Annotated in this window: 27 protein-coding genes; 18 read left to right on the top strand and 9 right to left on the bottom strand. The window is 71.6% G+C overall.

The window, feature by feature from the left end; genetic code table 11:
- Positions 1-5: 5 nt before the first annotated feature.
- The 3 genes from FF100_RS08710 (at position 6) to atpC (ending at position 2855) form a co-directional block, all read left to right on the top strand.
- Positions 6-890 (top strand): F0F1 ATP synthase subunit gamma, encoded by an 885-nt coding sequence (locus FF100_RS08710; RefSeq protein ID WP_139035163.1) that lies wholly within the window; start codon positions 6-8, stop codon positions 888-890.
- A gap of 25 nt (positions 891-915) precedes the next feature.
- Complete coding sequence (gene atpD, locus FF100_RS08715) at positions 916-2373, top strand: F0F1 ATP synthase subunit beta (RefSeq protein WP_139035165.1); 1458 nt, start codon at positions 916-918, stop codon at positions 2371-2373.
- An 80-nt stretch (positions 2374-2453) separates the two neighbouring features.
- Complete coding sequence (gene atpC, locus FF100_RS08720; protein ID WP_109957752.1) at positions 2454-2855, top strand: ATP synthase F1 subunit epsilon; 402 nt, start codon at positions 2454-2456, stop codon at positions 2853-2855.
- A 521-nt stretch (positions 2856-3376) separates the two neighbouring features.
- On the opposite strand, the gene FF100_RS08725 is transcribed toward atpC, so the two are convergent.
- Together FF100_RS08725 and FF100_RS08730 are read right to left on the bottom strand one after the other, a co-directional pair.
- Positions 3377-5005 carry an AMP-binding protein gene (locus FF100_RS08725; RefSeq protein WP_139035168.1) on the bottom strand — a complete coding sequence of 543 codons (1629 nt, stop codon included), beginning with the start codon at positions 5003-5005 and terminating at the stop codon, positions 3377-3379.
- Complete coding sequence (locus FF100_RS08730; protein ID WP_139035170.1) at positions 5002-5604, bottom strand: nitroreductase family protein; 603 nt, start codon at positions 5602-5604, stop codon at positions 5002-5004. The genes FF100_RS08725 and FF100_RS08730 overlap by 4 nt, the downstream gene beginning before the upstream one ends.
- A gap of 161 nt (positions 5605-5765) precedes the next feature.
- On the opposite strand from FF100_RS08730, the gene FF100_RS08735 reads away from it, so the two are divergent.
- The 5 genes from FF100_RS08735 to FF100_RS08755 all read left to right on the top strand — a co-directional run bounded on the left by FF100_RS08735 (position 5766) and on the right by FF100_RS08755 (position 7487).
- Complete coding sequence (locus tag FF100_RS08735) at positions 5766-6110, top strand: hypothetical protein (protein WP_139035173.1); 345 nt, start codon at positions 5766-5768, stop codon at positions 6108-6110.
- Positions 6111-6114: 4 nt separating this feature from the next.
- Entirely contained in the window at positions 6115-6408 is a 294-nt protein-coding gene (locus FF100_RS08740; RefSeq protein ID WP_139035175.1) for a hypothetical protein, read from the top strand.
- A 10-nt stretch (positions 6409-6418) separates the two neighbouring features.
- Positions 6419-6604, top strand: a complete 186-nt coding sequence (locus FF100_RS08745; RefSeq protein ID WP_139035176.1) for a hypothetical protein — start codon at positions 6419-6421, stop codon at positions 6602-6604.
- Positions 6605-6677: 73 nt separating this feature from the next.
- A complete protein-coding gene (locus FF100_RS08750) occupies positions 6678-7079 on the top strand; it encodes a SpoIIAA family protein (RefSeq protein WP_171070099.1) in 402 nt (133 codons plus the stop codon).
- A 57-nt stretch (positions 7080-7136) separates the two neighbouring features.
- Complete coding sequence (locus FF100_RS08755) at positions 7137-7487, top strand: hypothetical protein (protein ID WP_139035180.1); 351 nt, start codon at positions 7137-7139, stop codon at positions 7485-7487.
- A 126-nt stretch (positions 7488-7613) separates the two neighbouring features.
- Here FF100_RS08755 and FF100_RS38485 read toward each other — a convergent pair whose 3' ends face one another.
- Entirely contained in the window at positions 7614-8258 is a 645-nt protein-coding gene (locus tag FF100_RS38485; protein WP_139035182.1) for a type II toxin-antitoxin system VapB family antitoxin, read from the bottom strand.
- A 177-nt stretch (positions 8259-8435) separates the two neighbouring features.
- Between FF100_RS38485 and FF100_RS08765 the strand changes: the two genes are divergently transcribed.
- The 5 genes from FF100_RS08765 (at position 8436) to FF100_RS08785 (ending at position 12384) form a co-directional block, all read left to right on the top strand.
- Complete coding sequence (locus FF100_RS08765; RefSeq protein WP_139035630.1) at positions 8436-8678, top strand: hypothetical protein; 243 nt, start codon at positions 8436-8438, stop codon at positions 8676-8678.
- Positions 8679-8735: 57 nt separating this feature from the next.
- Entirely contained in the window at positions 8736-10157 is a 1422-nt protein-coding gene (locus FF100_RS08770) for a DEAD/DEAH box helicase family protein (protein ID WP_139035183.1), read from the top strand.
- A gap of 110 nt (positions 10158-10267) precedes the next feature.
- On the top strand, positions 10268-10873 hold the full coding sequence (locus FF100_RS08775; protein ID WP_139035185.1) for a sulfite oxidase-like oxidoreductase: 606 nt from the start codon (positions 10268-10270) through the stop codon (positions 10871-10873).
- A 3-nt stretch (positions 10874-10876) separates the two neighbouring features.
- Positions 10877-11581 carry an FAD-binding oxidoreductase gene (locus FF100_RS08780; protein WP_139035187.1) on the top strand — a complete coding sequence of 235 codons (705 nt, stop codon included), beginning with the start codon at positions 10877-10879 and terminating at the stop codon, positions 11579-11581.
- 5 nt (positions 11582-11586) lie between these two features.
- The gene (locus FF100_RS08785; protein ID WP_139035189.1) at positions 11587-12384 is read left to right on the top strand and encodes a shikimate dehydrogenase family protein; all 798 of its coding nucleotides are present in this window, start codon (positions 11587-11589) and stop codon (positions 12382-12384) included.
- 9 nt (positions 12385-12393) lie between these two features.
- Here FF100_RS08785 and FF100_RS08790 read toward each other — a convergent pair whose 3' ends face one another.
- Entirely contained in the window at positions 12394-13848 is a 1455-nt protein-coding gene (locus tag FF100_RS08790) for a S8/S53 family peptidase (RefSeq protein WP_139035191.1), read from the bottom strand.
- Between the two features lie 294 nt (positions 13849-14142).
- Between FF100_RS08790 and FF100_RS08795 the strand changes: the two genes are divergently transcribed.
- The 4 genes from FF100_RS08795 to FF100_RS37760 all read left to right on the top strand — a co-directional run bounded on the left by FF100_RS08795 (position 14143) and on the right by FF100_RS37760 (position 17742).
- Positions 14143-15552: an FAD-binding oxidoreductase gene (locus tag FF100_RS08795; protein WP_139035193.1), complete on the top strand. Its 1410-nt coding sequence runs from the start codon at positions 14143-14145 to the stop codon at positions 15550-15552.
- A 92-nt stretch (positions 15553-15644) separates the two neighbouring features.
- Positions 15645-17240 (top strand): GMC family oxidoreductase, encoded by a 1596-nt coding sequence (locus FF100_RS08800; protein ID WP_139035194.1) that lies wholly within the window; start codon positions 15645-15647, stop codon positions 17238-17240.
- A 23-nt stretch (positions 17241-17263) separates the two neighbouring features.
- On the top strand, positions 17264-17410 hold the full coding sequence (locus FF100_RS37755; protein ID WP_246101976.1) for an ureidoglycolate lyase: 147 nt from the start codon (positions 17264-17266) through the stop codon (positions 17408-17410).
- 8 nt (positions 17411-17418) lie between these two features.
- Positions 17419-17742 carry an ureidoglycolate lyase gene (locus FF100_RS37760; RefSeq protein WP_342778993.1) on the top strand — a complete coding sequence of 108 codons (324 nt, stop codon included), beginning with the start codon at positions 17419-17421 and terminating at the stop codon, positions 17740-17742.
- A gap of 6 nt (positions 17743-17748) precedes the next feature.
- Here the strand turns inward: FF100_RS37760 and FF100_RS08810 are convergent, their stop codons facing one another.
- The 5 genes from FF100_RS08810 to FF100_RS08830 all read right to left on the bottom strand — a co-directional run bounded on the left by FF100_RS08810 (position 17749) and on the right by FF100_RS08830 (position 21627).
- On the bottom strand, positions 17749-18522 hold the full coding sequence (locus tag FF100_RS08810) for a DUF4198 domain-containing protein (RefSeq protein WP_139035198.1): 774 nt from the start codon (positions 18520-18522) through the stop codon (positions 17749-17751).
- A 161-nt stretch (positions 18523-18683) separates the two neighbouring features.
- Positions 18684-19976: a CCA tRNA nucleotidyltransferase gene (locus FF100_RS08815; protein ID WP_139035200.1), complete on the bottom strand. Its 1293-nt coding sequence runs from the start codon at positions 19974-19976 to the stop codon at positions 18684-18686.
- Positions 19973-20230, bottom strand: coding sequence for a DUF6111 family protein (locus FF100_RS08820; protein WP_139035202.1), 258 nt, complete (start codon positions 20228-20230; stop codon positions 19973-19975). The genes FF100_RS08815 and FF100_RS08820 overlap by 4 nt, the downstream gene beginning before the upstream one ends.
- Before the next feature lie 126 nt (positions 20231-20356).
- Entirely contained in the window at positions 20357-21031 is a 675-nt protein-coding gene (locus FF100_RS08825; RefSeq protein WP_171070100.1) for a CoA pyrophosphatase, read from the bottom strand.
- A complete protein-coding gene (locus FF100_RS08830) occupies positions 21028-21627 on the bottom strand; it encodes a DUF1285 domain-containing protein (RefSeq protein WP_139035204.1) in 600 nt (199 codons plus the stop codon). The genes FF100_RS08825 and FF100_RS08830 overlap by 4 nt, the downstream gene beginning before the upstream one ends.
- A 507-nt stretch (positions 21628-22134) precedes the next feature.
- On the opposite strand from FF100_RS08830, the gene FF100_RS08835 reads away from it, so the two are divergent.
- Complete coding sequence (locus tag FF100_RS08835) at positions 22135-23607, top strand: pilus assembly protein TadG-related protein (RefSeq protein ID WP_171070101.1); 1473 nt, start codon at positions 22135-22137, stop codon at positions 23605-23607.
- Positions 23608-23609 lie beyond the last annotated feature (2 nt).

Here is a 23609-nt window from a genome sequence, read left to right on the forward strand (position 1 = left end):
CTCCGATGCCGAGTCTGAAGGACCTGCGCAATCGCATCACCTCGGTGAAGGCGACCCAGAAGATCACCAAGGCGATGCAGATGGTCGCCGCCGCCAAGCTGCGCCGGGCGCAGACGGCGGCGGAGAGCGCTCGGCCCTACGCCGAGCGCATGGCCCAGGTGCTCGGCAATCTCGCCGCCAACCTGACCCCCGGGGCGGAAACGCCCCGGCTGCTCTCCGGAACGGGCCAGGACCGCACCCACCTGCTCCTCGTCTGCACGGCGGAGCGCGGCCTGTGCGGCGCGTTCAACTCCTCGATCTCGCGGCTTGCCCGTGACCATGCCCGCCGCCTGATGGCGGAGGGCAAGACGGTCAAGATCATCTGCGTCGGCAAGAAGGGCTACGACGTCCTGCGTCGCGAGTTCCGCGACCAGATCGTCGAGCTGATCGAGCTGCGCGGCGTCCGCCAGCTCGGCTTCGAGAACGCGGAAGGGATCGCCCGCAACCTGCTCGGCCGCTACGACGCGGGCGAGTTCGACGTGGCGACCCTGTTCTACTCGCGCTTCCGCTCGGTGATCGCCCAGATCCCGACGGCGCAGCAGATCATCCCGGCGGAGATCGCCCCGACCCAGGCCGCCACCGGCGCCTCGGCCGACGCGGTCTACGATTACGAGCCCGGCGAGGGCGAGATCCTCGCCGCCCTTCTCCCGAAGAACCTCACCGTTCAGATCCTCCGGGCGCTCCTGGAAAACGCCGCCTCCGAGCAGGGCGCGCGCATGGGCGCCATGGACAGCGCCACGCGCAACGCCGGCGAGATGATCAAGAAGCAGACCTTGATCTACAACCGGACGCGCCAGGCGATGATCACCAAGGAGCTGATCGAGATCATCTCGGGCGCCGAGGCGCTCTGACCGCACGCAATCAGGGATTAGCATCATGGCGAACACTGCCTCCCCCGTCGCCGGCGCGACCAAGTCCGGCCACATCACCCAGGTCATCGGCGCGGTCGTCGACGTGCAGTTCGAGGGCCACCTGCCCGAGATCCTGAACGCCCTCGAGACCAAGAACAACGGCAACCGCCTCGTCCTCGAGGTCGCCATGCAGCTCGGCGAGAACACCGTGCGCTGCATCGCCATGGACACCTCCGAGGGCCTGGTCCGCGGCCAGGAGGTCACCGACACCGGCTCGCCGATCCGCGTGCCCGTCGGCGCCAACACGCTCGGCCGCATCATGAACGTCATCGGCGAGCCGATCGACGAGGCCGGCGAGATCAAGACCGAGTCGCTGCGCGCCATCCACCAGCCGGCTCCGTCCTACGCCGAGCAGTCGACCGAGGCGCAGATCCTCGTCACCGGCATCAAGGTGGTGGACCTGCTCGCCCCCTACGCCAAGGGCGGCAAGATCGGCCTGTTCGGCGGCGCCGGCGTCGGCAAGACCGTGCTGATCATGGAGCTCATCAACAACATCGCGAAGGCCCACTCGGGCTACTCGGTGTTCGCGGGCGTCGGTGAGCGGACCCGCGAGGGCAACGATCTCTACCACGAGATGATCGAGTCCAAGGTGAACATGGACCCCAAGGAGCACGGCTCCGCGGAAGGCTCCAAGTGCGCCCTGGTCTACGGCCAGATGAACGAGCCCCCGGGCGCCCGCGCCCGCGTCGCGCTGACCGGCCTCACCGTCGCGGAGCACTTCCGTGACGAGGGCCAGGACGTGCTGTTCTTCGTCGACAACATCTTCCGCTTCACCCAGGCGGGTTCGGAAGTGTCGGCGCTGCTCGGCCGCATCCCGTCGGCGGTGGGCTATCAGCCGACGCTCGCCACCGACATGGGCGCCCTGCAGGAGCGCATCACCACCACCACCAAGGGCTCGATCACCTCGGTGCAGGCGATCTACGTGCCGGCCGACGACCTGACCGACCCGGCGCCCGCCGCCTCGTTCGCCCACCTCGACGCCACGACCGTGCTGTCGCGCTCGATCGCCGAGAAGGGCATCTACCCGGCGGTGGACCCGCTCGACTCGACCTCGCGCATGCTGTCGCCGGCGATCCTCGGCGAGGAGCACTACAATGTCGCCCGCCGCGTGCAGCAGGTGCTGCAGCGCTACAAGGCGCTCCAGGACATCATCGCGATCCTGGGCATGGACGAGCTGTCCGAGGAGGACAAGCTCACCGTGGCCCGCGCCCGCAAGATCGAGCGCTTCCTGAGCCAGCCGTTCCACGTCGCCGAGATCTTCACCGGCTCGCCCGGCAAGCTCGTGGCGCTCGAGGACACCATCAAGGGCTTCAAGGGCCTGGTGGACGGCGAGTACGACAACCTCCCCGAGGCCGCCTTCTACATGGTCGGCTCGATCGAGGAGGCCAAGGAGAAGGCCCAGCGCCTCGCCGCCGCGGCCTGATCGGGCAGCGACCTAAAACGGGCCCGGTCTCACGACCGGGCCCTTTCGCCGCCTGACCAAACCGGAATCGACCTGACCCCATGGCCACCTTCCAGTTCGACCTCGTCGGCCCCGAGCGGATCCTGTATTCCGGCGCGGTCGATGCCGTGCAGCTGCCGGGTTCCGAGGGCGAGATGACGGTGCTGCCCGGGCACGCGCCCGTGCTCACCACCCTCAAGACCGGCATGCTGGTCATCACCGAGAGCCCGCAGCACGGCAAGCGGGTGCTGGTGCGCGGCGGCTTCGCCGAGATCAACGCCACCTCGCTGACCGTGATCGCCGAGCGCGCGACCCCGCTCGAGGAGCTGACGCCGGCGATCATCGACGCCGACATCGCGGCGGCGGAACTCCTCTACGACGCCACTGACGATTACGACCGCAAGCTCGAGCTCGAGGGCCAGATCGCGCAGCTGCGCGAGGCCAAGGTGGCGCTGAGCTTCTGATCCTCGCAGATAGGCGAGAGACGATCGAAGAAGGCGGCGGAGCCATGCTCCGCCGCCTTCTTTTTATTGACGATCGGCCTTCCAGACTACCATAGCCTTACGTCATCTGCCTCGAAGGCCCGACGCTCCTGAACCGTGGCCTCGTTGAGCCATCGGCGAGGATTGCCGCACATCCAGCAAGAGCAGGGAGTCGGTGTGCGAGACCAGGAGGAGAGAACAGCCTGGGGTGAAACCCCCCGGCCAGTCGCGCCACCATGATAGTCCTTGCGGGCCTTCATCAGCCGCGCGCGGTGGTGCCGACGCACACCACGATGGTACCTATCCACGAGATGTCCTGATGCGGGCTCCGATCCCAAGCGCCCATGCGCTCTATTCGTGGGGACCGGAGCCGACGCATCGGGCTCTCTGCTCGTCGACCCGGGCTGCAAAACATGCCGTCATCCTATTGCGGCTCGGCCTGCACGCCATTCCAGAATCACTTCGATTCTTGAAGACAGGGGCAAGCAGATCGAGGTCTCACCTCACGCCTCGTCGCGCAGCACCCGCCGGATGATCTTGCCGGTGGTGGTGAGCGGCAGGCTCGACCGGAAGGCGATCTCGCGCGGATATTCGTGGGCCGAGAGCCGGGTGCGCACGAAGGCCTGGATCTCGGTGGCGAGCGCCTCGGAGGCCGCGTGGCCGGGGCGCAGGACCACGAAGGCCTTGACGATCTCGGTGCGGACGGGGTCGGGCTTGCCGACCGCCGCGGCGAGCGCCACCGCCGGATGGCGCAAGAGGCAATCCTCGATCTCGCCCGGCCCGATCCGGTAGCCCGACGAGGTGATGACGTCGTCGTCGCGCCCGACGAAATGGACATAGCCGTCTGCGTCCATCCGGCCCTGATCGCCGGTGGTCATCCAATCGCCCAGGAACTTGCGCTCCGTCGCTTCGGGGTCGTTCCAGTAGCGCAGGAACATCACCGGGTCGGGCCGGGCGACGGCGATCTGGCCGGTCTCGTCGATCGCGGCCGGGCTGCCGTCGGGGCGGATCACCGCGACTTGGTGGCCCGGCACCGGGCGCCCGGTCGAGCCCGCCCGCGCCACGCCCAAGGCGGCGCAGGAGGCGAGCACCAGGTTGCACTCGGTCTGCCCGTAGGCCTCGTTGATGGTGAGCCCCAGCGCGTCGCCCGCCCAGTGGAAGGTCTCGGGGCCGAGCATCTCGCCGGCCGAGGCCAGGGTGCGTAGAGCCCGCAGGTCGAAGCGCCCGCGCGGATCCGCGATCGTCCGCAGCATCCGCAACGCCGTCGGCGGCACGAAGGCGTTGGCGACCGCGAGGTCGGCCATCAGCCGGAACGCCTCCTCGGGCTCGAACTTCTCGGCCTTGCGCGCCACCACGGCGACGCCGTGGTGCAGGCTCGGCAGCAGCGCATTGAGCAGGCCGCCGGCCCAGGCCCAGTCGGCCGGCGTCCACATCCGGTCGCCGGGCTTCGGCATGATGTCGTGCATCATGGCAAAGCCCGGCAGGTGGCCGAGCAGCACCCGGTGGCCGTGCAGCGCCCCTTTCGGCGGGCCGGTGGTGCCGGAGGTGTAGATCATCAGGGCCGGGTCGTCGGCCCGCGTGTCGACGGGGGCGAGGTCGGGCGAGGCCGCCGCCATCAGGTCGGCATAGCCGAGCGCACGATCGCAGGCGCCGTCGGTCGAGACGACGAGGGCGAGGTCGGGCAGCGCGTCGCGCAGGGACGCGAGCTTGGCGACGCCGCCGGCATGGGTGACCACGGCTCTCGCGCCGGCATCGGACAGCCGGTGGAGCAGGCCTTCCGGCCCGAACACCACGGCGAGCGGCAGGGCGACGGCGCCGAGCTTGTAGATCGCGAGATGGGCCACGACCACGGCGGGCGATTGCGGCAGCAGCACCGCCACCCGGTCGCCGGCCCGCACGCCGTGCGCCCGCAGGGCGTTGGCGAAGCGGTTCGAGGCCTCGCGCAGGGCCGAGAAGCTCCAGGTCTCGACCCGGCCGCCCGGGGTCACGTCGAGGATCGCCGGGCGTTCCGGGTCGGCGGCGGCCCAGCGGTCGCAGACGTCGACCGCGATGTTGTAGCGCTCCGGGATCCGCCAGCGGAACCCGGAGCGCCAATCGTCGTAGGAGGCCGTGTCGTGGGAGGTGAGGCTCACGCCTCGCGCGGCGGGAACCCGCCCTCGAACACGAAGTCGGACAGGGGGTGGCGGCCGTTCGGGGTCTCGCGGGCGCGGGTCTCCTCCGGCAGGGTCGCGGGATCCGCCTTGCGGCCGACCGCGAAGGCGGCCTCGACCCGGTGATGGGGCGGCAGGTTCAGCGCCGTGGGGGCCCGCTCGTGGTCGAAGCCGGTCATGCCGTGGGCGTGCCAGCCCAGCTTCACCGCCTGGATCTGGAACAGCGCCGAGGCGGTGCCGGCATCGAAGGAGGCGCTGTAGGACGGCTTCAGACCGTCCGGGGTCTTCATCATCCCGTTCGACGCCAGGAACACCAGCGCCCCGGCATTCTTCACCCAGCCCTGGTTGAACGGCACCAGGAGCCCGAACAGCGTCTCCCAGGCGGGGGTGTCGCGCAGGGCGTAGACGAAGCGCCAGGGCTGCGAGTTGTAGCCCGAGGGCGCCCAGCGCGCCGCCTCGATCATCGTCATCAGCTCGGGCAGCGGCACCGCCTCGCCGGTGAAGGCGCGGGGCGACCAGCGCTCGAGGAACTGCGCGTCGATCGGATGGTCGGCGGTACGGGAATTGGCGGATGTGGTCACGGGCGGACGGTCTCCGTGGATGTCGCGCCGTCCTGCCAGCAAGCGCGACGGTTGTCACGGGGCCGGTGACCGGGTCCTTGGGCGGAGCTGACCCGCGGAAACCTCATACCGCCGCCGGTGTTGTCCTCGACACGCAGGAAACGGCCGCGACGGAGAGCAAGATGGCAAAGACGGATCAGGCGCGGCCCTCGCTGCGCGATTTCGACCCCTATACCGACCGTAACGGCCAGGACATGGGCCAGGATTCCCCCCTCGATGTCGGCGTGCCGGCACGGACGCAGGGAGACATGGCCCACGATCCGGCCGGTCCGGCCCGCGACGCCCGGGTGGCGTCGGACTTCAACCGCCTCGACGCGATCGGCGCGACCGACGGCAGCCAGGCCACCGAGGACGAGACGCCGCCGGAGAACCTGCGCCGGATCAGCGACCCCTCGACCGGCAACCCGGCCGCGAAAGAGGCGATCGACCGGGCGACCGCCGCGGTCGGCAAGGACGAGGGGGAGTGAGACGATGACGCGCAAGCCCGACGACGTAGTGGGCAGCCGGGGCGGGCCGGCCGCCGGCGGCGGCCACCAGACCCCCGAGCAGGAAGCGATCACCCGCCAGGAGGGGGGCGGCCGCGACGAGGCCGAGCTGAAGCGCGAATGGTCCTCGGCCGGCACCCCCGGCCGGCCGCCGGTCTCGATCGGCGGCAGCTCCGGCGGCCATTCCGATCAGGTCGCCGCGCAGGGCCCCCGCGAGGGGGAGAAGGTCGCGGACGGCGAGTACCGGACCGAGAAGACCCAGGGCAAGACCGATTGGTGAGGAGGGCGGCATGGCGGAGCGCATGGACGCGGACAAGACCGATCGCGGTGGCAAACCCAACACCGACGACAAGATCACCGCCGAGGACCTGAAGGGCGTCGCCGCGGTGCCGAAGGACGGCGACGGCACGGACAACAAGTCCGGCGCCCATGCCGGGGACCGTCAGGGCGACGAGGTCGATCCGGGCGCCGGGTGAGGGCGTTCCGGACGTGAACGTCAGACCGAGCGATGCGCCGTTTCCGACGGCGACCACCAGAGGAGAGGCCCGCATGACCCCGTCACCTGATCGGTCGATCGTCCAGCGCGAGACGCCGCGGGCCGACCTCGTCGCCTTCGAGATCAAGGACAAGATCACGCGGGCGGATATCGAATGGATGTCGTCGATCGCCGACGCCGCCATGAAGGCCCACGACAAGATCGACATGCTGCTCATCATGTCGCACTACGAGGGGTCTGAACTCGGGGCACGGTTCGACGGCTACGCCAACGGGGTCATGGCCCGCTCGGTCGCGCATATCCGGCACTACGTCGTGGTCGGCGCGCCGCTGCTTGCCCGTGCGATGATCACGCTGTCGGGCGCGATCCTGCCGGTCGAGACCAAGACCTTCGACCTCGCCGACGAGCCGGCGGCCTGGGCCTACCTCGCCGAGGCCGGTCCGGCAAAGGGCTGACGGCGCGGGCCGCCTGGCTTATGCGGGGGCCGGACGCGGTCGGATGGCGAGGTGGTCATGGACTGGGGAGCGGCTGCCTACCGGACGCGCCGGCTGGTCGAGGCCCGTGCGCGGATGGTTCCGGAATCCCTCTCCCTCGCGTTGATCGACTTCTTCGCCGAGCGCCAGGCCGTCACCGCCGCCGAGATGCAGCAATACGGACCGGCCGACGCCGTCGCCGCCATCCTGCGCCTCGTGACGACGGCGGTCCACGGACGGGGCCACGTGCCGGCGATCAACGGCTGGTACCGGCGCGAGGAGGGCGGGACGGGCTACGTCATCGAGCCCGGTTTTGCCATCGCCTGGAAGGCCGCGAGAGCGTGTGACGCGCGCCTGCCGCCGGTCTCGCATGCCAGTGGCGGAGGGTGACAGCGCCGGGTCTTCACGGTGTCAGCTCTCGGGCGCCGAATCGGCATCGGCGTCTGCCGGACCGAGAACCATCCCCGCCGATGGGGGAGAGGTCCGGCGTGTGGGAAGTGGCTCGCGCCCGTCAGGCTAGAGAGCGGTCTTCAGGTCGGCGTGGCCGAAGTCCCGTCCCTTGAACAGAATGGTGTCGCGGTCGGCACGAGCGCAGGCGTAAGAGAGGCAGTCGGCGAGGTTGAGTTGCGCCGGGTGCCCTCGGCCTTTCCCGTAAAGCTGGAACGCCTCGACGGCGATGCGGCCGATGCTGTCGCTGATCGGTACGATGGTGATCCCGGCCTCGGCCAGGAACTCGTCGAAATCAGCCTGAACATCGAGTGGATCGCGATCGAGGCGGCTCGCCAGGACCGTGCAGGCTTCCAGGCGAACCATCGGCGACGTGGACCGGCGCTGCGCCCGCTCGATGCACGTCGCGAAGATCCCGGCTTCGGGCTCCTTGCAGAAGATGGCCACGAAGGCGGACGTGTCGATGAACATCAGCGCGTCCACATCTCGTCGCGATCCGTCTCGGTGACGGGCCGGGAGTTGGGACCGGCCTTCGAAGGCACGATCCGCGAGAGCTGCGAGGCGCAGAGCGAGAGGAGTCGAGGAGCGCTCGCGTTCCAGCTCGTGTTCGAGGGCCTGGATCACGGCCTCGGTGATGCCGATGTTGCGCCGCTGCGCGATTTCGCTGGTAAGCGCATGGGCGCGGGGGTTTCGCACGTTTAGAACAGTCGTCATCGAAACCTCTCTTTACGAAAACGCAAAGCCGTAATGCAGATCTTGCTAATCAAGCGAGATGGCATGGCGCCGATCCTCGCGAGCGCGCCGAACGAACCGGCCCACGCACAACGATGGGACCGCCAGCTTGGAATCGCGTTGTCGGGCAGGCTGATCGGCAGCCCTGAAAGGACGACGATGGCGAAGCTCTTCATCGCAAAGGTGCGCGGATCGGCCGGGGACCGCCCGCTGGTCACGGTGCGCGCCGCGGCCGAGGGCGAGGCGAGGCTGTTCCTCGAGGCGGCCTATCCGGAGGACGAGGTGGTCGAGGTCGCCGAGCCCGCCGACTGGGTCAGCACCGCCGATACCGGCACGAAGGCCGGCGACGTGCGCGAGCATCCGGGCGTCGATTGGCAGGCGCCGACGGCGGGTCCTGGTTGAGCCTCGCTGCCGTCTCGCGGGCTTGAGCCCCGGCCCGCCCGCATTCATACGGGCGGCATGTCGGCCCTTCCCGAAATCCCCCGCCTGATCCCCCGCCCGCATCAGGTCGAGGCGATCCGCGCCATCCGGGCGGCGCGGGCGGCGGGTCGGCCGGGCTTCCTCCTCGGCGACATGACCGGGCTCGGCAAGACGCTGTCGGTCTGGGGGGCGGTGGCGGCGATGCCCGAGAACGCGGTGCTGATCGTCTGCCCCAAGGGGGCGATGCCGCAATGGCGACGCACGATCCGCGATTCCGGGCTGGCGGCCAAGGACGTGACGCTCCTCAACTACGAGCGCACCAAGTCCCTCCTCGCCCTGCCGGCGGCGAGCAGCCGCCGCTCGGTGCGGGCCAAGAACAACGAGCTCGCCAAGCTCGGGCAGCCGAAGCGGGTCTGGCCGATCGTGGTGTTCGACGAGGCCCACCGCCTGCGCAACCCGAACTCGCAGCAGGGCCAGGCCTGCCGGCGGGTGGCCGAGGCGGCAGCCTTCACGGTCTATGCCAGCGCCACCGCCGGCCAGGCGCCGCATGAATTGTCCTATCTCGGCGCGCTCCTCGGCCATGCCCTCGGCCGTCCGGTCGAGACCACCGCCGATTTCCGCGCCCTGATGCAGCACCTGAGGATCGGCCGGGCCAAGGGGCGCTGGCAGAACTGGTCGTGGGAGCCGAACGCCCGCGACCAGGCGGTGATGGCCGACCTGCTCTATCGCGGGCCTAACGCGATCGGGCTGCGGCGCCGGCCAGCCGACATCGCCGGCTGGCCGGAGGTACAGCGGGAGCTGGCGCCCACCGCCCTCGCTCCCGCCGAGAAGCGTCTCTACGACGCGACCTGGCGCGAGTTCCGCCGCGAATGGGGCCTCGCCGGCGGCTCGAACCGCCGCGCCGCCGGCTGGGCGGCGGATCTGCGCTTTCGCCAGAAGGCGAGCCTGATCCGCGTCGCCGGCACGCTCGACCTCGCCGAGGATCTTCTGGCGGCCGGCGAGCAGGTCGCGGTCTCGGTGGCCTTCCTGGAGACCGGCGCGGCCCTGGCGCAGGGCTTCACCGGCCGCGGCTGGCGCGCCGGCACCATCGACGGCACGCAGACGCCCGAGGCCAACGAGGCGGTGCGGGTGGCCTTCCAGCGCGGCGAGCTCGACGCGGTGGTGTTCACCGTCACCGAATCGATCTCGCTCCACCGCAACGAGCTGCCCGGGGGCGAGCGGCCGCGCAGCCTGATCGTCCACGACATGCGCCACAGCGCGATCCAGCTCAGCCAGATCGAGGGCCGCTGCCACCGCGACGGCGAGCGCGCCGCGATCCTGTTCGCCTATGCGGAGGGGACCGTCGAGGAGCGGGTCGCCGCGACCGTGATCGCCCGCATGGCCGGGATGGACAGGATGGCCGGCGAGGATACCTCCCTCCTCGACGCCATCGGCCGGATCATCGATGGTGAGGCGGACTGACGCCTCGGCCGACCAGGACCGAGGCGAGCCCGATCGGGCGCCGGCGCCGAGGCGTCGGGCGTCCCGCCATCGACGCGTCGAGGGTCGGACACCAGGAACAGGAGGCTTCGATGGTCACGCGAGGGTTCACGGGGCGCCGGCCGCCGCAGCCGGAGGCCGAGCGCCTGCCGCCCGGCCAGTACCTGACCGAGGATTTCCCGGTGCTGCAGCTCGGGCCGACGCCGAAGATCGACCTCGCGCGCTGGCGCTTCACCCTGCGGGAGGGATCGAAGCCGCTGAAGAGCTGGACCTGGGCGGAGTTCGAGGCGCTGCCGCGCACCCGCTGGAAGGGCGACATCCACTGCGTCACCAAGTGGTCGAAGTTCGACACCGCCTGGGAGGGCGTGACCATCGACGACCTCATGACGGCGGCCGGGATCGCGGCCCCGACCCCCTACCTGCTCGCCGAGGGCTACGACGACTACACCACCAACGTGCCGGTGGCCGATCTCACCGGGGCCAAGGCGATGGTGGCGACCCGCTATGCCGGCGAGCCGATCCCGCCCGACCATGGCGGGCCGGCGCGCCTGCTGGTGCCGCACCTCTACTTCTGGAAGAGCGCCAAGTGGGTGAAGGGCCTGCGCTTCACGCAAAAGGACGAGGCCGGGTTCTGGGAGCTGCGCGGGTACCACATGTATGGTGATCCGTGGCGCGAGCAGCGCTTCACCGGTGATTGAGCGGTGCCGACCTGGCAGGACGCGACCATCACCGCCGTCGCCCCCGAGACCAAGCGGGTGCGCCGCCTCACCCTGGCGGTCGGCTGGTCGCGGCCGTTCCGGGCCGGCCAGCATGTCGATGTGCGGTTGACCGCGCCGGACGGCTACCAGGCCCAGCGCAGCTACTCCATCGCCTCCTCGCCGACGACCCTCGGGACGATCGACCTCCTGATCGAGCGGCTCGACGACGGCGAGGTCTCGGGCTTCTTCTCCGACGTGGCCGAGCCCGGCGATACGATCGAGCTGCGCGGGCCGATCGGCGGCGCCTTCGTGTGGGATCCGGCGATGGGCGGGCCGCTGCTCCTCGTCGGCGGCGGCTCCGGGGTCGTGCCACTCCTCAGCATGCTGCGCCACCGGGCCGAGGCGGCGCCCGGCGTGCCGGCGCTGCTGCTCTCCTCCGCCGGCACCTTCGAGGACGTGATCGCCCGCGACGAGCTGATCCGCCGGGACGCCGAGGAGCCGGGCTTCCGCCTGATGCTGAACCTCACCCGGGCCCCGGGCGGGCGGCGGATCGATGCCGGCCGGATCGGGGAGGCGCTCGCCGGCCTCGGGGTCCCGGCCCACACCTTCGTGTGCGGCGGAAACCCGTTCGTCTCGGCGGTCTCCGACCTCCTGGTCGAGGCCGGCATTCCCCCCCGCACGATCCGCACCGAGCGCTTCGGAGGTTAGCAGCGATGCCCGAGATCACCGGCCGGACCCGCGTCTTCGCGATCCTCGCCGACCCGATCGCCCAGGTGAAGACGCCGCAGGGGCTCAACCGCATCATGGCCGAGCGCGGGGTGGACGGGGTGATGGTGCCGCTCCACGTCGCCGCCGCCGACCTCGCGACGGTGCTGGCCGGGCTGCGGGCGGTGCGGAGCTTCGGCGGCGCGATCGTCACGGTGCCGCACAAGACCGCGATCGTGCCGCTCCTCGACGCCGTGAGCGACGCGGCACGGCTGGTCGGCGCCGTCAACGCCGTGCGGCGCGAGCCCGACGGACGCCTCGTCGGCGAGATCCTGGACGGGGCCGGCTTCGTCGCCGGCCTGAGGGCGGCGGGCCACGATCCCCGGGGCCGCAGCGCCTATCTCGCCGGGGCGGGCGGGGCGGCGAACGCCATCGCCTTCGCGCTGGCCGAAGCCGGGGTGGCGCGGCTCACCGTCCACAACCGCACGGCGGCCCGGGTGGAGGACCTGTTCGCGCGCCTGCGCCGCCTCGTCCCTGGCCTTCTGCTCGCCTCGGGAAGTCCCGATCCGGCCGGGCACGACCTCGTGGTCAACGCCACCTCGCTGGGCCTGAGGCCTGAGGATCCGCTTCCCCTCGACGCCGCCCGGCTGGAACCCGGCCAGCTCGTGGCCGAGATCATCATGCAGCCGGCCGAGACCGCGCTGCTCGAGCACGCGGCGGCGCGGGGCTGCCGCATCCATCCGGGCCTGCCGATGCTGGAGGGGCAGCTCGCCCTGATGGCGGATTTCCTGAGGATGCGGCCCTGACCCCCCGGGTTACAGGCCCAGCCGCATGGCGGTGCGCAACGGCGCCATCACGCCGTAGCCAAGACCGGGATTCCAGCGCGACGGGCCGCGGCGGCGGGCATCGGTGCGCAGGGCCACGGTGAGATCGCGGGGGCCGAGGGCGGCGTGCGGCAGCCGCGTCCGGAGCGCGGCGACGCAGCCGGCGGCGACCGGGCAGGCGGCGGCGGTGCCGGCATCGGGCGCGCCGGGGCCGCCCGCCTCCGAGCCGAGGAAGCCGGCATAGCTTGCGAGGTCCGGCTTGGCGTAGACCATGCCGGGGATGCCGGGCCCCTGCGCGGCTCCGCCGGTCCGCCGTCCGCGCAAGCTCACCCCGGTCACCGTGAGGACGTCCGGATGGGCGGCGGCCCCGACGATGGCGGGGCGGGACGCGCCCTGCCTGAACGGATCGGGCCGGGCCGGAAGCGCGTTGCCGGCCGCGAACAGGATGTCGACGCCGTAGCGGCTGAGCGCCCCGACGATCAGGTTGAAGGGGTGGCCCGGATTGTCGATGTAGCGGCCCGGGTGACCGGCCGGGAAGTCCGCCTCGTGCGCCGACAGGCCCCAGGAATTGCTGACGACGATCGCCTTGAAGCGCGACCGGTCCGCCCGCACGGCGGCGAGCAGGCGCGCATAGGCCTGGAGCGCATCGCTCAGGAGGCCGCTCCGCCCGGGATACGGGACCGGCCAGGGCGGCAGGACCGTGCGCGGGATCGACGCAGGCAGGGCCGGTGGAGGCAGGATCGGCGAGGGTAGGATCGGCGAGGGCAGGATCGGGAAGTCGAGCAGCGTCGCCCGTGGGGCGGCGATGAGGGCGGCGTAGGCGCACATCGTCCCGGGGCCGACCGGGTGCAGGCCCGGCCCTTCCGGGAGGGGCGGCCAGGTGAGGGTGGTGTCGATCTCCGCCTCGATGCCCCGGGCTTCGAGATGCGCGAGATTGATCCCGGTATCGACCACCGCGATCGCGACGCCGGCCCCGTCGAGCCGGCGCGCGGACAGCCCGGGCACGCCGAGCCGCAGCGCCACCTCCGCCCGCGTGCCGGAGGCGGTGCCCGCCGGCCGCGCGGCACGGCTGGACGCGACATGGGTGGACGCGACATGGCTGGACGCGACATGGCTGGACGCGACATGGCTGGACGCGACATGGGTGATCGGCGGATCGGAAAAGATCGCCGCCCCCTCCGTCGTCAGGGTCGGGATCTCGGCATCGCCGTCGATCGTCGCCCGGATGGCGTAGTACGAGCCGCCATCGGCGCGCGGGACCGCGAAGGGCGACGGGGAATGCATGTCGCCGAGAGGAATCGCGGAAAAGCTCGTGTCGATCGTCGCCCGCGCCGGTCTTCCGGTCAGCCGTCGGGTGATCCGGCTGTCGTTGCTCAGCCTCGTCATGGCGGATTCGTGCAGGGCCTCCTGCGTCGGCAATACGAGGATCACGCGCCGCTCGGTCATCGACGAATCCGCCTGAGCTTCATCCAATGGACTACCAAATTTTATTGAAATGCAAGGTTTTCCGCTGCGCGAGGGGCGCGCGCTCGCGCAAGCCTTCGACGATCGCCGGCGCGCGGCCGCAACGGCGGAACAGATCGTCTCATGCCGTTCGATCATGCCGTTCGGCCGCGGCGCACCGTGCGGCGCGGCCGCGGCGACGATCCCCCGCGCCCCGTGCAGGCTTGACCCCGGCCGTCATCCGGGCGAGGCCGGCGCCACCATGATCCATGCCGTGCGACCCACCGGAGGACGCCGATGACCCTCCCGGCCCCCACGTTTCTTGAGGATGACCTGATCGCCCGCCTCGGGCAGCGCCTCGGCCCCGCCGGCCTCCTGACCGCCGAGGCCGACATGGCGCCCTTCGCGATCGACTGGCGCCGCCTCTTTCCGGGCCGGCCGGCCTGCGTCGTGCGCCCGTCGAGCACCGCCGAGGTGGCCGAGGTGGTGCGGCTGTGCCGCGAGGCCGGCGCCGCCCTGGTGCCGCAGGGCGGCAATACCGGGCTCGCCGGCGGCGCGGTGCCGGATGCCTCGGGCCGGGAAGTGGTGCTGTCGCTCGCTCGCATGAACGCGATCCGGGCGATCGACCCGGTCGGCCTGACGCTGACCGCCGAGGCCGGCTGCATCCTCAAGCTCGCGCAGGACGCGGCCGACTCCGCCGGCCGGCTCCTGCCGGTGAGCTTCGCGGCGGAGGGCTCGGCGCTGGTCGGCGGCGTGATCGCGACCAATGCGGGTGGGATCAACGTGGTGCGCTACGGCATGACCCGCGGCCTCGTGCTGGGCCTCGAGGTGGTGCTCGCCGACGGCAGCATCGTCGACGGGCTGCGCGCCCTGCGCAAGGACAATGCCGGCTACGACTGGAAGCAACTCTTCATCGGCACGGAGGGCACGCTCGGCATCGTCACGGCGGCGGTCCTGCGCCTCGTGCCGAAGCCCCGCCACAGCGCGACGGCCCTCCTGGCGGTGCCCGATCCGGCGGCGGCGCTGCGGCTGTTCACCCTGGCGCAGGAGGAGATCGGCGACAGCATCCAGGCCTTCGAGCTGATCTCCGGCACCTCGCTCGGGCTCGTCGAGGAGCATGCCGGCCTGAAGAGCCCGGTGGGTGCCTCGGGCTGGACCGTGCTGATCGAGGCGGCCTCGTCGCTCTCGGGCTTGCGCGAGGCGATGGAGGGCGTGCTCGGCACCGCTCTGGAGCGCGAGGACGCCACCGACGGGGTGCTGGCCGAATCCGGCCGCCAGGCCGCCGAGCTCTGGGCCCTGCGCGAGCACGTGACCGAGTGCGAGGCCCGCGCCGGCAAGAGCGTGAAGCACGACGTCTCGGTGCCGATCACCGCGATCCCCGCCTTCCTCGACGAGGCCGGCCGGGTGCTGGCCGCGGGCGCGCCCGGCACCCGCGTCAACGCCTTCGGCCATATGGGCGACGGCAACATCCACTACAACGTGCTGATCGGGCCCGACCATTCCTCCGAGGCGATCAACGCCCTCGTGCACGGCGTGGTCGACCGCTACGGCGGCAGCATCTCGGCCGAGCACGGCATCGGCCAGTACCGCGTCGCCGAGCTCGCCCGCCACCGCCACCCGGACGAGATGGCGCTGTCGCGGCGGATCAAGGCGGCGCTCGACCCGGAGGGGTTGCTGAACCCCGGCAAGGTGCTGGCGCGCGGTTAGGAGAGTCGCGCGGGGGTGAACCCTCCCCCCTCTGCGGGGGAGGGTGATGAAGCGGACCACACAACGATAATAACCAAACCCGAGGGAGGACCATGGACGCGTTCGACTTCGTCATCGTCGGCGGCGGCACAGCCGGCTGCGTGCTGGCGAACCGCCTGAGCGAGGACCCTCGCACCCGCGTGCTGCTGATCGAGGCGGGCGGGGAGGGGACGGGGTTCTGGGTCGGCATCCCGGCGGGTTTCCCCAAACTCCTCACCGGCGCCGCGTTCAACTGGCGCTTTGCCACCGAGCCGGAGCCCAACACCCACGAGCGCGCCATCGTGGTGCCCCGCGGCAAGGGCTTGGGCGGCTCGACGCTGATCAACGGCATGATCTTCGTGCGCGGCCAGAAGCAGGATTTCGACACCTGGGCCCAGAGCGGCAACCGCGGCTGGTCCTGGGACGAGGTGCTGCCCTACTTCCGCAAGCTCGAGCATTTCGAGGGCGGCGATCCGGCCCTGCGCGGCCGCGGCGGTCCGCTCCACGTCACCCGGGTCGGGGTCAGGAGCCCGCTCGCCGAAGCCTTCATCCGCGCCGGCACCGAGGCCGGCTACCCGGAGAACCCGGACTATAACGGTGCGTCGCAGGAGGGCTTCGGCACCTACCAGGCCAACCAGCGCAACGGCCGGCGCTGGAGCGCCCGGGACGCCTACCTGCAGCCGGCCCGCGCGCGCCCGAACCTGACGGTGCGCACCCACGCCCACGTCCTGCGCCTCGACCTCGACGGGACCCGCGTGACCGGCGTCACCTACGCCCGCGACGGGCGCGAGGAGCGGGTGAGCGCCCGGGCCGAGGTGATCCTGGCGGCCGGCGCCGTGCAGTCGCCCCACCTCCTCGAGCTTTCCGGCATCGGCCGGCCGGAGGTGCTGGCCGCCGCCGGGATTCCGGTGCGCCACGCCCTGCCGGGGGTCGGCGAGAACTACCGCGACCATTACGCCACCCGGATGAACTGGCGCGTGAAGGTGCCGGTGACCCTCAACGAGCTGACCCGCGGCTGGCGCCTCGGCCTCGCGGTCGGGCAGTATTTCCTGACGCGGCGCGGCATCCTCACCCTCGGCACCGGCCTCGCCCACGGCTTCGTGCGCACCCGGCCGGAGCTGGCCGGGCCCGACGTGCAGTACTTCTTCATGCATGCGAGCTACGCCAACGCCGCCGACCGCACCCTCGACCGCCAGCCCGGCATGACCATCGGCGTGACGCAGCTGCGGCCGGAGTCCCGCGGCACGATCCACGCGGTCTCGGACGATCCGATGCGCCCCCCGGCGATCCGCCCGAACTTCCTCAGCGCCCGCACCGACCAGGATACCCTGATCGCCGGGATGCGCATCGCCCGGGAGGTGATCGCGCAACCCGCCATGAACCCCTACCGCGCCCACGAGCTCACTCCCGGCGACGGCGTCCAGACGGACGAGGCGTGGCTCGACTTCGCCCGCCGCAACGGCCAGACCATCTATCACCCGGTCGGCACCTGCAGCATGGGCCAGGGCCCGGAGGCGGTGGTGGACGAGCGCCTGCGGGTGCGCGGCCTCGAGGGCCTGCGGGTCATCGATGCCAGCGTGATGCCGACCGAGGTCTCGGCCAACACCCAGGCCGCCGTGATGATGATCGCCGAGAAGGGCGCGGACCTGATACGGGAGGAGCGCCGCTGAGGCGCGGCCCGAGAGGATCCGAGATGCGCACCCTTCCGATCGAGCCGATCACCCCGGAGGCCTTCGCGCCCTACGGCACGCTGCTCATCGGCCCCGCCGCCGGCCCGCCGCCGGCCCGCGGCAGGACCGGGCGGCCGAGATCGAGAACGGGCGACCGGGCGCGCCCCTGAACCTCGCCCTGATCCGGAGCGAGCCCTTCGCCGCCGCCCTGCCCCTGCGCCGGCTCGAGCGGCACCCGCTCTCGGCGCAAGCCTTCCTGCCGCTCGCCGTCGGCGATTACCTGGTCGTGGTGGCGCCCGATGCCGGCGGGCGGCCGGACGAGGCGTCCTTGCGCGCCTTCCGGGTGCCGGCCGGGACGGGCATCGTCTACCGCAGCGGCGCCTGGCACGCCCACATGACCACGATGGCGGAGCCCGGCACCTTCGCGATGCTGGTGCACGAGGACGGCAGCCCTGGGGATTGCGTGTTCGCGTCGATCGCCCCGGTCACGCCGGAGGGGTGACGGGCTTCAGTTCACCGACGGCTCGTCCAGCCGGAACGCGAAGGTCGCGGTGTAGACGTCCTCGTCGGCCAGCGTCGGGGTGGCGGAGGGGCTGACCGACTGGGTCACCGTGAGCACCTGGCTGCCGGCCTTGCGGATCGGCACCGTGGCGATGCCCTCCGGGTCGGTGGTGTAGGCCGGCATGCCGACGCGCTCCGGCTCCATGCCGCTGTCGCCGTAATAGAGGTCGGCCCCCGGCAGCGGCGCGCCGCGGAACAGCACCCGCACCCGGATCGCCCCCGCGGTCGGGCCCGGGATCTCGACCGGCACGATCTCGAGGGTGTGGCCGACCACCCGCAGCCACGGCGCGCCGGGCCCGAAGGCGGCCTTGGCGTATTTCACCGACCAGAAGCCGGAGCGGGCCTGGGGCACCAGCCGCCGGCTGGCATTGAGGCGGGTGCCGTCGCGCAGGATCGTCCAGTAGCCGGCATCGAAGGTCGCGGCGACGAGGGTGCGGCCGGGCTTGGTGCCGAGCGGCGCCAGCAGGGCGGGGGGAACCTCCGGCGGTGCCGGCTTGAGCGCGCCGCGCAGGCCGGTCGTCCCGTCCTGCGTCAGGGCGACGAGGTCGACGAGCTGGGGCAGGGCCGGCGCCTCGCGCTTCGAGGCGTGGCCGTAATTGACCCGGACCTGGGGGACGGATTCGACGGTGCTGAGCGTCAGCCACAGCTCCTGGGCACGGCCGGGCCCTGCGGCTCCGAGGACAAGGCCGGCGGCCAGGGCGGTGCGGAGCAGGGGCAGCATCGTGGGTCGAACTCCTCGGGCGATGCCTCGTCCCGCCGGGCCGGGACGGGGATGCCGCGCGTCGACGGAAGCAGGGCCGCGAGGCCGATCCCGGGCGGACCCGCGGCCAGGCAGGATACCCCATCCGGCGCCGAACCGATCCCCTTCGCCACGCGCGATCGTCACGCGGGACCGGTCCCGTGTGAACCGGCGGCGCCGTCGCCGGTTCCGTGCGCCGCGGCGAGGGCCAGGGCCTCGAGGCGCGCCTTCGCCGCCCCGTCGGTCGGGCAGCCCGCGTCGAGCCAGGCCCGGCGCGCCGCCGCGAGGCCCCGGCCGAGACCGCGGCCGGGCTTCGCGCCCGCCGCCACCAGGGCCGCCCCGGCGACGGGGAAGACCGGCACCGGCTCGCGTCCGTCGGCGAAGCGGGCCAGCAGGTCGGCGGCCTCCGGCGTGAGGACCGGCCGCGGCTCGCCCGCCAGCACCAGGGCGGCATCCGCCGCGGGCCCGGCCCCGTGCCCGGCCACGAGGCGCCGGACATCCGTCGGGACCAGGGGGGCGAGCGCCCCGTGCAGGGCCGCCTCGGCGCCGGCATAGGCCGCGAGCCGCGCGTGCTCGGCCTTCGACAGGCGCAGGGATTCGCGCAGCCGCTCGGCATCGGGGCCGGAGCGGACCGCCAGCGCGGCGAGGCGGCGCACGGGGTCCGGCTCGGCCTCGGCGGCGGCGAGGCGCGCGAGCCGGCCGAGATCGCCGACCCCACCGATCAGGCGCCCGAGCAGCCCGGTCGCCTGCATCACCGCCGTGACGGCGGGCGCCCCGGGGGCGGCGAGCAGCTTCAGGAGTTCCCCCCGCACCCGCTCGCGGGAGAGGAGCGCCAGCCCGTCCCGGGCCTCGATCGCGGCTGCCAGACCCTCCGGATCGGGGGCCCCGGCGCCGAAGCGGGCGTGGAAGCGGAAGAAGCGGAGGGTCCGCAGGTAATCCTCGCGGATGCGCTGGCGCGCCTCGCCGATGAAGCGCACCCGGGACGCGGCGAGGTCGGCGAGGCCCCCGACCGTGTCGTGCACGCGGCCCGCCGGATCGATCGAGAGGGCGTTGACGGTGAAGTCGCGCCGCGCCGCATCGCGGGCGAAGTCGCGGCCGAAGCGCACCACGGCGTGGCGCCCGTCGGTCTCGATGTCCTCGCGCAGGGTCGTGACCTCGAACGGCTCCCCCTCGGCCACCACCGTCACGGTGCCGTGGGCGAGGCCGGTCGGCACGGGTTTGAGGCCCGCTTCGGCTGCCCGGCGCACCACCTCCTCGGGGAGCAGGGTGGTGGCGAGGTCGATGTCGGCGACCGGGCGGCCGAGCAGCGCATCCCGCACCGCGCCGCCGACGAGGCGGGTCTCCTCGCCCGGATCCGCCAGGGCGGCGAGCACCCGGGTCAGGCGCGGCTGCGCCAGCACCGCCCGCAGGTTGGGCTCGTCGAGGGGACGGCTCACCGGAACTGTCCGGGCACCACCCGGCCGTTCTCGATATGGGTCGGCACGAAGCCGTCCTGGTGCCGCTCGGCGGTGAGCGCCACCACCACGAAGGAGGCGACGACCAGGGCGGCCCCCGCAAGGGCGAGGCGCAGGGCCTGGTCGCTCCAGGCCGCCCAGCGCAGCGGGTTGCGCCGGCTCAGCACCAGCCAGAGGCCGAAGGCCACGAAGGGCAGCAGGAACAGCAGCATGTCGTCGATCAGCGCGCGGGCCATAGGTCCCTGTCACTCGTCGGTGTCGTAGGAAATCCAACTGGTCGCTTCGCGAAGCGGATCTCGGCTTGGCTCGGGCGCCGCGCGGGCGGACGACGCGAAATCCGGAAGGCTCCTTCCGGATACGTATCACGCGTCCGCGTCGCGGAGCCGGTCGTAGAGGTTGCGCACGATGCCGGCGGTCACTCCCCAGATGTAGCGCTCGCCGAAGGGGATCGCGTAGTAGCGCCGCTGGCGCCCGCGCCATTCCCGGCTGTGCAGGGCGTGGTTCGCGACATCCATCAGGAAGTCGAGCGGCACCTCGAACGCCTCCGCCACCTCGTGCGGGTTGAGGGTGAGGGACGCGTCCGGTGCCACCAGCCCGACCACCGGCGTCACCAGGAAGCCGGTGCCCGACAGGTAGGGGTCGAGGTAGCCGAGCGGCGTCACCGCCGCCGGGTCGAGGCCGATCTCCTCCTGCGCCTCGCGCAAAGCCGCCGCCAGGGGAGAGGGGTCGCCGGGATCGATCTTGCCGCCCGGAAAGGCGATCTGGCCGGAATGGTCGCGCAGGTGCGGCGACCGCAGGGTGAACAGCACCGCAACGCCGTCGTCCCGCGGCACCACCGGCACCAGCACGGCGGCGAGCCGCGGCGGACGCGACAGGGCGGCCTCCAGCACGTCGGGCTCGAGGTCGTGGTCACCCCGCGGGTTCGAGGTCGAGTCGTGCGGGCCCGGCGGCTCGGGCCGCAGGCGGGCCCGGGCGCGGTCGAGGAAGGCATCGAGGGCGGACGAACCCAGGACCTGCGGCGCGGCGAGATCGGTCACGACAGCTCGGACGTTCGGGCGATACGGTGGAAGCGTCCGCCGGCAGCGAGGCCGAACCAGCTCTCGCCCCCCTCCTCGCGCTCCTCGCAGAGTTCCACGAGGTCGTAGGTGAGCGCCCGGGTGACCCGGGCCCAGAGGCCGTGGCGCACGGCGATGTAGGGCTTGAACCCGCCCTCCGGGTCGCGCTCGAACCGCAGCGGGTGGGCGTCGTCGAGGGGGACGACGTCGTCCAGGTTGGTGCGGAAGGCGATGGCGCGGGCCTCGCCCGCGCCCTCCACCGCCAGCTCGACCGCCAGGAAGGCCGCGTCCTCCACCTCGATCCCGACCCGCTCGACCGGCGTGACCAGCACCGTACGCCCGTCGGGGTCGCGGCGCAGGATGGTCGAGAACAGCTTGACCAGGGCCGGCCGCGAGATCGGGCTGCCGTTGTAGTGCCAGGTCCCGTCGGCGGCGATCCGCATCGGGATCTCGCCGCAATAATCCGGATTCCAGCGCTCGACCGGCGGCGGGCCGCGTCGCGAGCCCTCCGCGCCGAGGGCAGCGGTGAGGCGTTCGAGGACCCCGCCGGGCGGGGCGCCGTTCGGATCGTGCGTCATCCCGCTCTACATAGCGGATCGCGGCCGCTTGTGCAGGCGCGTCGTTGGAGCGCTGGCCCAGGCCGGTGCGCCGGATCGGGCGTACCCCTGCTGTGCGGATCGCGGTCGATCCCGGGCGTCGCGTCACACGGGGAGGATGGCGAAGACCCGCGTCCCGATCCATCCGGCACCGGCAGAGAGGATGCATCAAGGGCGCCCCTGCGCGGCCCGGCACGGATCGTGAAGACCGCGAGGTCCCAGGCGCCGGGCGATCACACCAGGTAGTCGGTCCTGTCACGACAACCCTGGATCGACAATAGAAGAAAAGAATCCTACTCACCGAAAGTGATGCAATATTTTTTCTAAGATCTAACTCCTTTGTCATCAATCATTTTTGATCGCGATAACCGTTATATGTGCGGCAAAACGATGAATATATATGGGCGCTGTGCCGGAAGGTTTCACTTTTGGTTCATGGAATGAAGGCATATTGTTCTAATGTTAGACCTGCCGACGATATGCAGACGTGTGTCCGGCCGCAGCAGAGCCTTCATCTGCGGCAGGAGCGGGGGCGCTGCCCTGCTGTTCGCGATCCTGCTCCCGGGCCTGCTGGGCAGTGTCGGATTCGGCGTCGACTACGCGACCTGGCTGGTCCGCCGGCAGAAGCTCCAGGCCATCGCGGACGAGACCGCGCTCGCCATCGTGTCCGACATGCAGGTGGGCGGCTACGACAGGAACCGGGTCCAGGCCGTGGCCGAGAGCCAAGTACGCAGCCTGGCGGCGAACTTGCCCGCCGGGGACCCCATCACGGTCAAGACCCAGCCCGTCCACCGCCGGACGCACGCCAATGCGGACAACTCCTTCGCGCCGGAGCCCGTGGATGACCGCGTCACGTCCCCCACCGGCGTGAGGGTGACCCTCTCGCAGCGCAAGCGCGCGATCATGACCCTGTTCGTCACGCCGCACCTGACCGACATCGTCGTCCAGGCCACCGCCGAGATCGTCGGCACGTCCCGGGTCTGCGTCGTGGCGCTGGACGGATCGTCGGCGGATGCCATCGACCTGCGGGACAGAGCCCGGATCTCCGCGAGCAACTGCTCGGTCTACGCGATGTCCGCATCCGCCGCGGCGATCGACGCACGCGACACCTCGCAACTCGTCGCGCTGAAATCGTGCGCGGTCGGCGGCTATGCCGGCCCGTCTCAGCGCTACCAGCCCGTGCCGATCACCGGCTGCCCGGCCATCAAGGACCCGCTCGCGGGACGGGCTGCCCCGCCGGTGGGAGGCTGCACCTATACCAACAAGGTGATCGGGAATTGGAGCGATACCCTCAATCCCGGAACCTATTGCGGCGGGCTCATCCTCGCGTCGGGCGCGGTCGTCAAGCTCAATCCCGGGATCTACGTCATGAAGGACGGGCCGCTCGTGGTCGGTACCGACAGCCCGAGCCCGATGGCGGGACCCGGAAACGTCCATCCGCACGACGTTGCCCCATGCCTTTGCTATCACAACGACGTTTCACAAACCGACAAGAACAACATGCATTGCCCGAAAGTGTCGACGTCGCTTCCGCCGGCATCGCTGAGCGGCGACGGCGTGGGCTTCTATTTCACCGGCATGGTTCAGCCGGAACCCGATGGCATCGCCCGCCCGATGCAGTTCATGCCGCGCTCGAGCGTTTCGCTCAGCGCGCCAACGGACGACGTGATGGCGGGCCTGCTGTTCTTCGAGGACCGCACCGCCCCGCCTAACCGGAAGTTCGAGGTTCTGAGCGACAACGCACGCCGGCTCGTCGGCACGATCTACCTGTCGCGCGGCACCTTCCTGGTCGCCGCCAATCAGACCGTCGCCGACCGGTCGGAATATACCGCGATCGTCGCCCAGAGGCTGGCGCTGTCGCAGGCGCCGCGCCTCGTCCTCAACGCGAATTACAATGCCACCAAGGTGCCGGTGCCGCAGGGGCTCGGCCTCACCAGCGCCTATCCGACCCTGACCCAGTGAGC

It is taken from the genome of Methylobacterium terricola (genome assembly GCF_006151805.1).
Lineage (GTDB): Bacteria > Pseudomonadota > Alphaproteobacteria > Rhizobiales > Beijerinckiaceae > Methylobacterium > Methylobacterium terricola.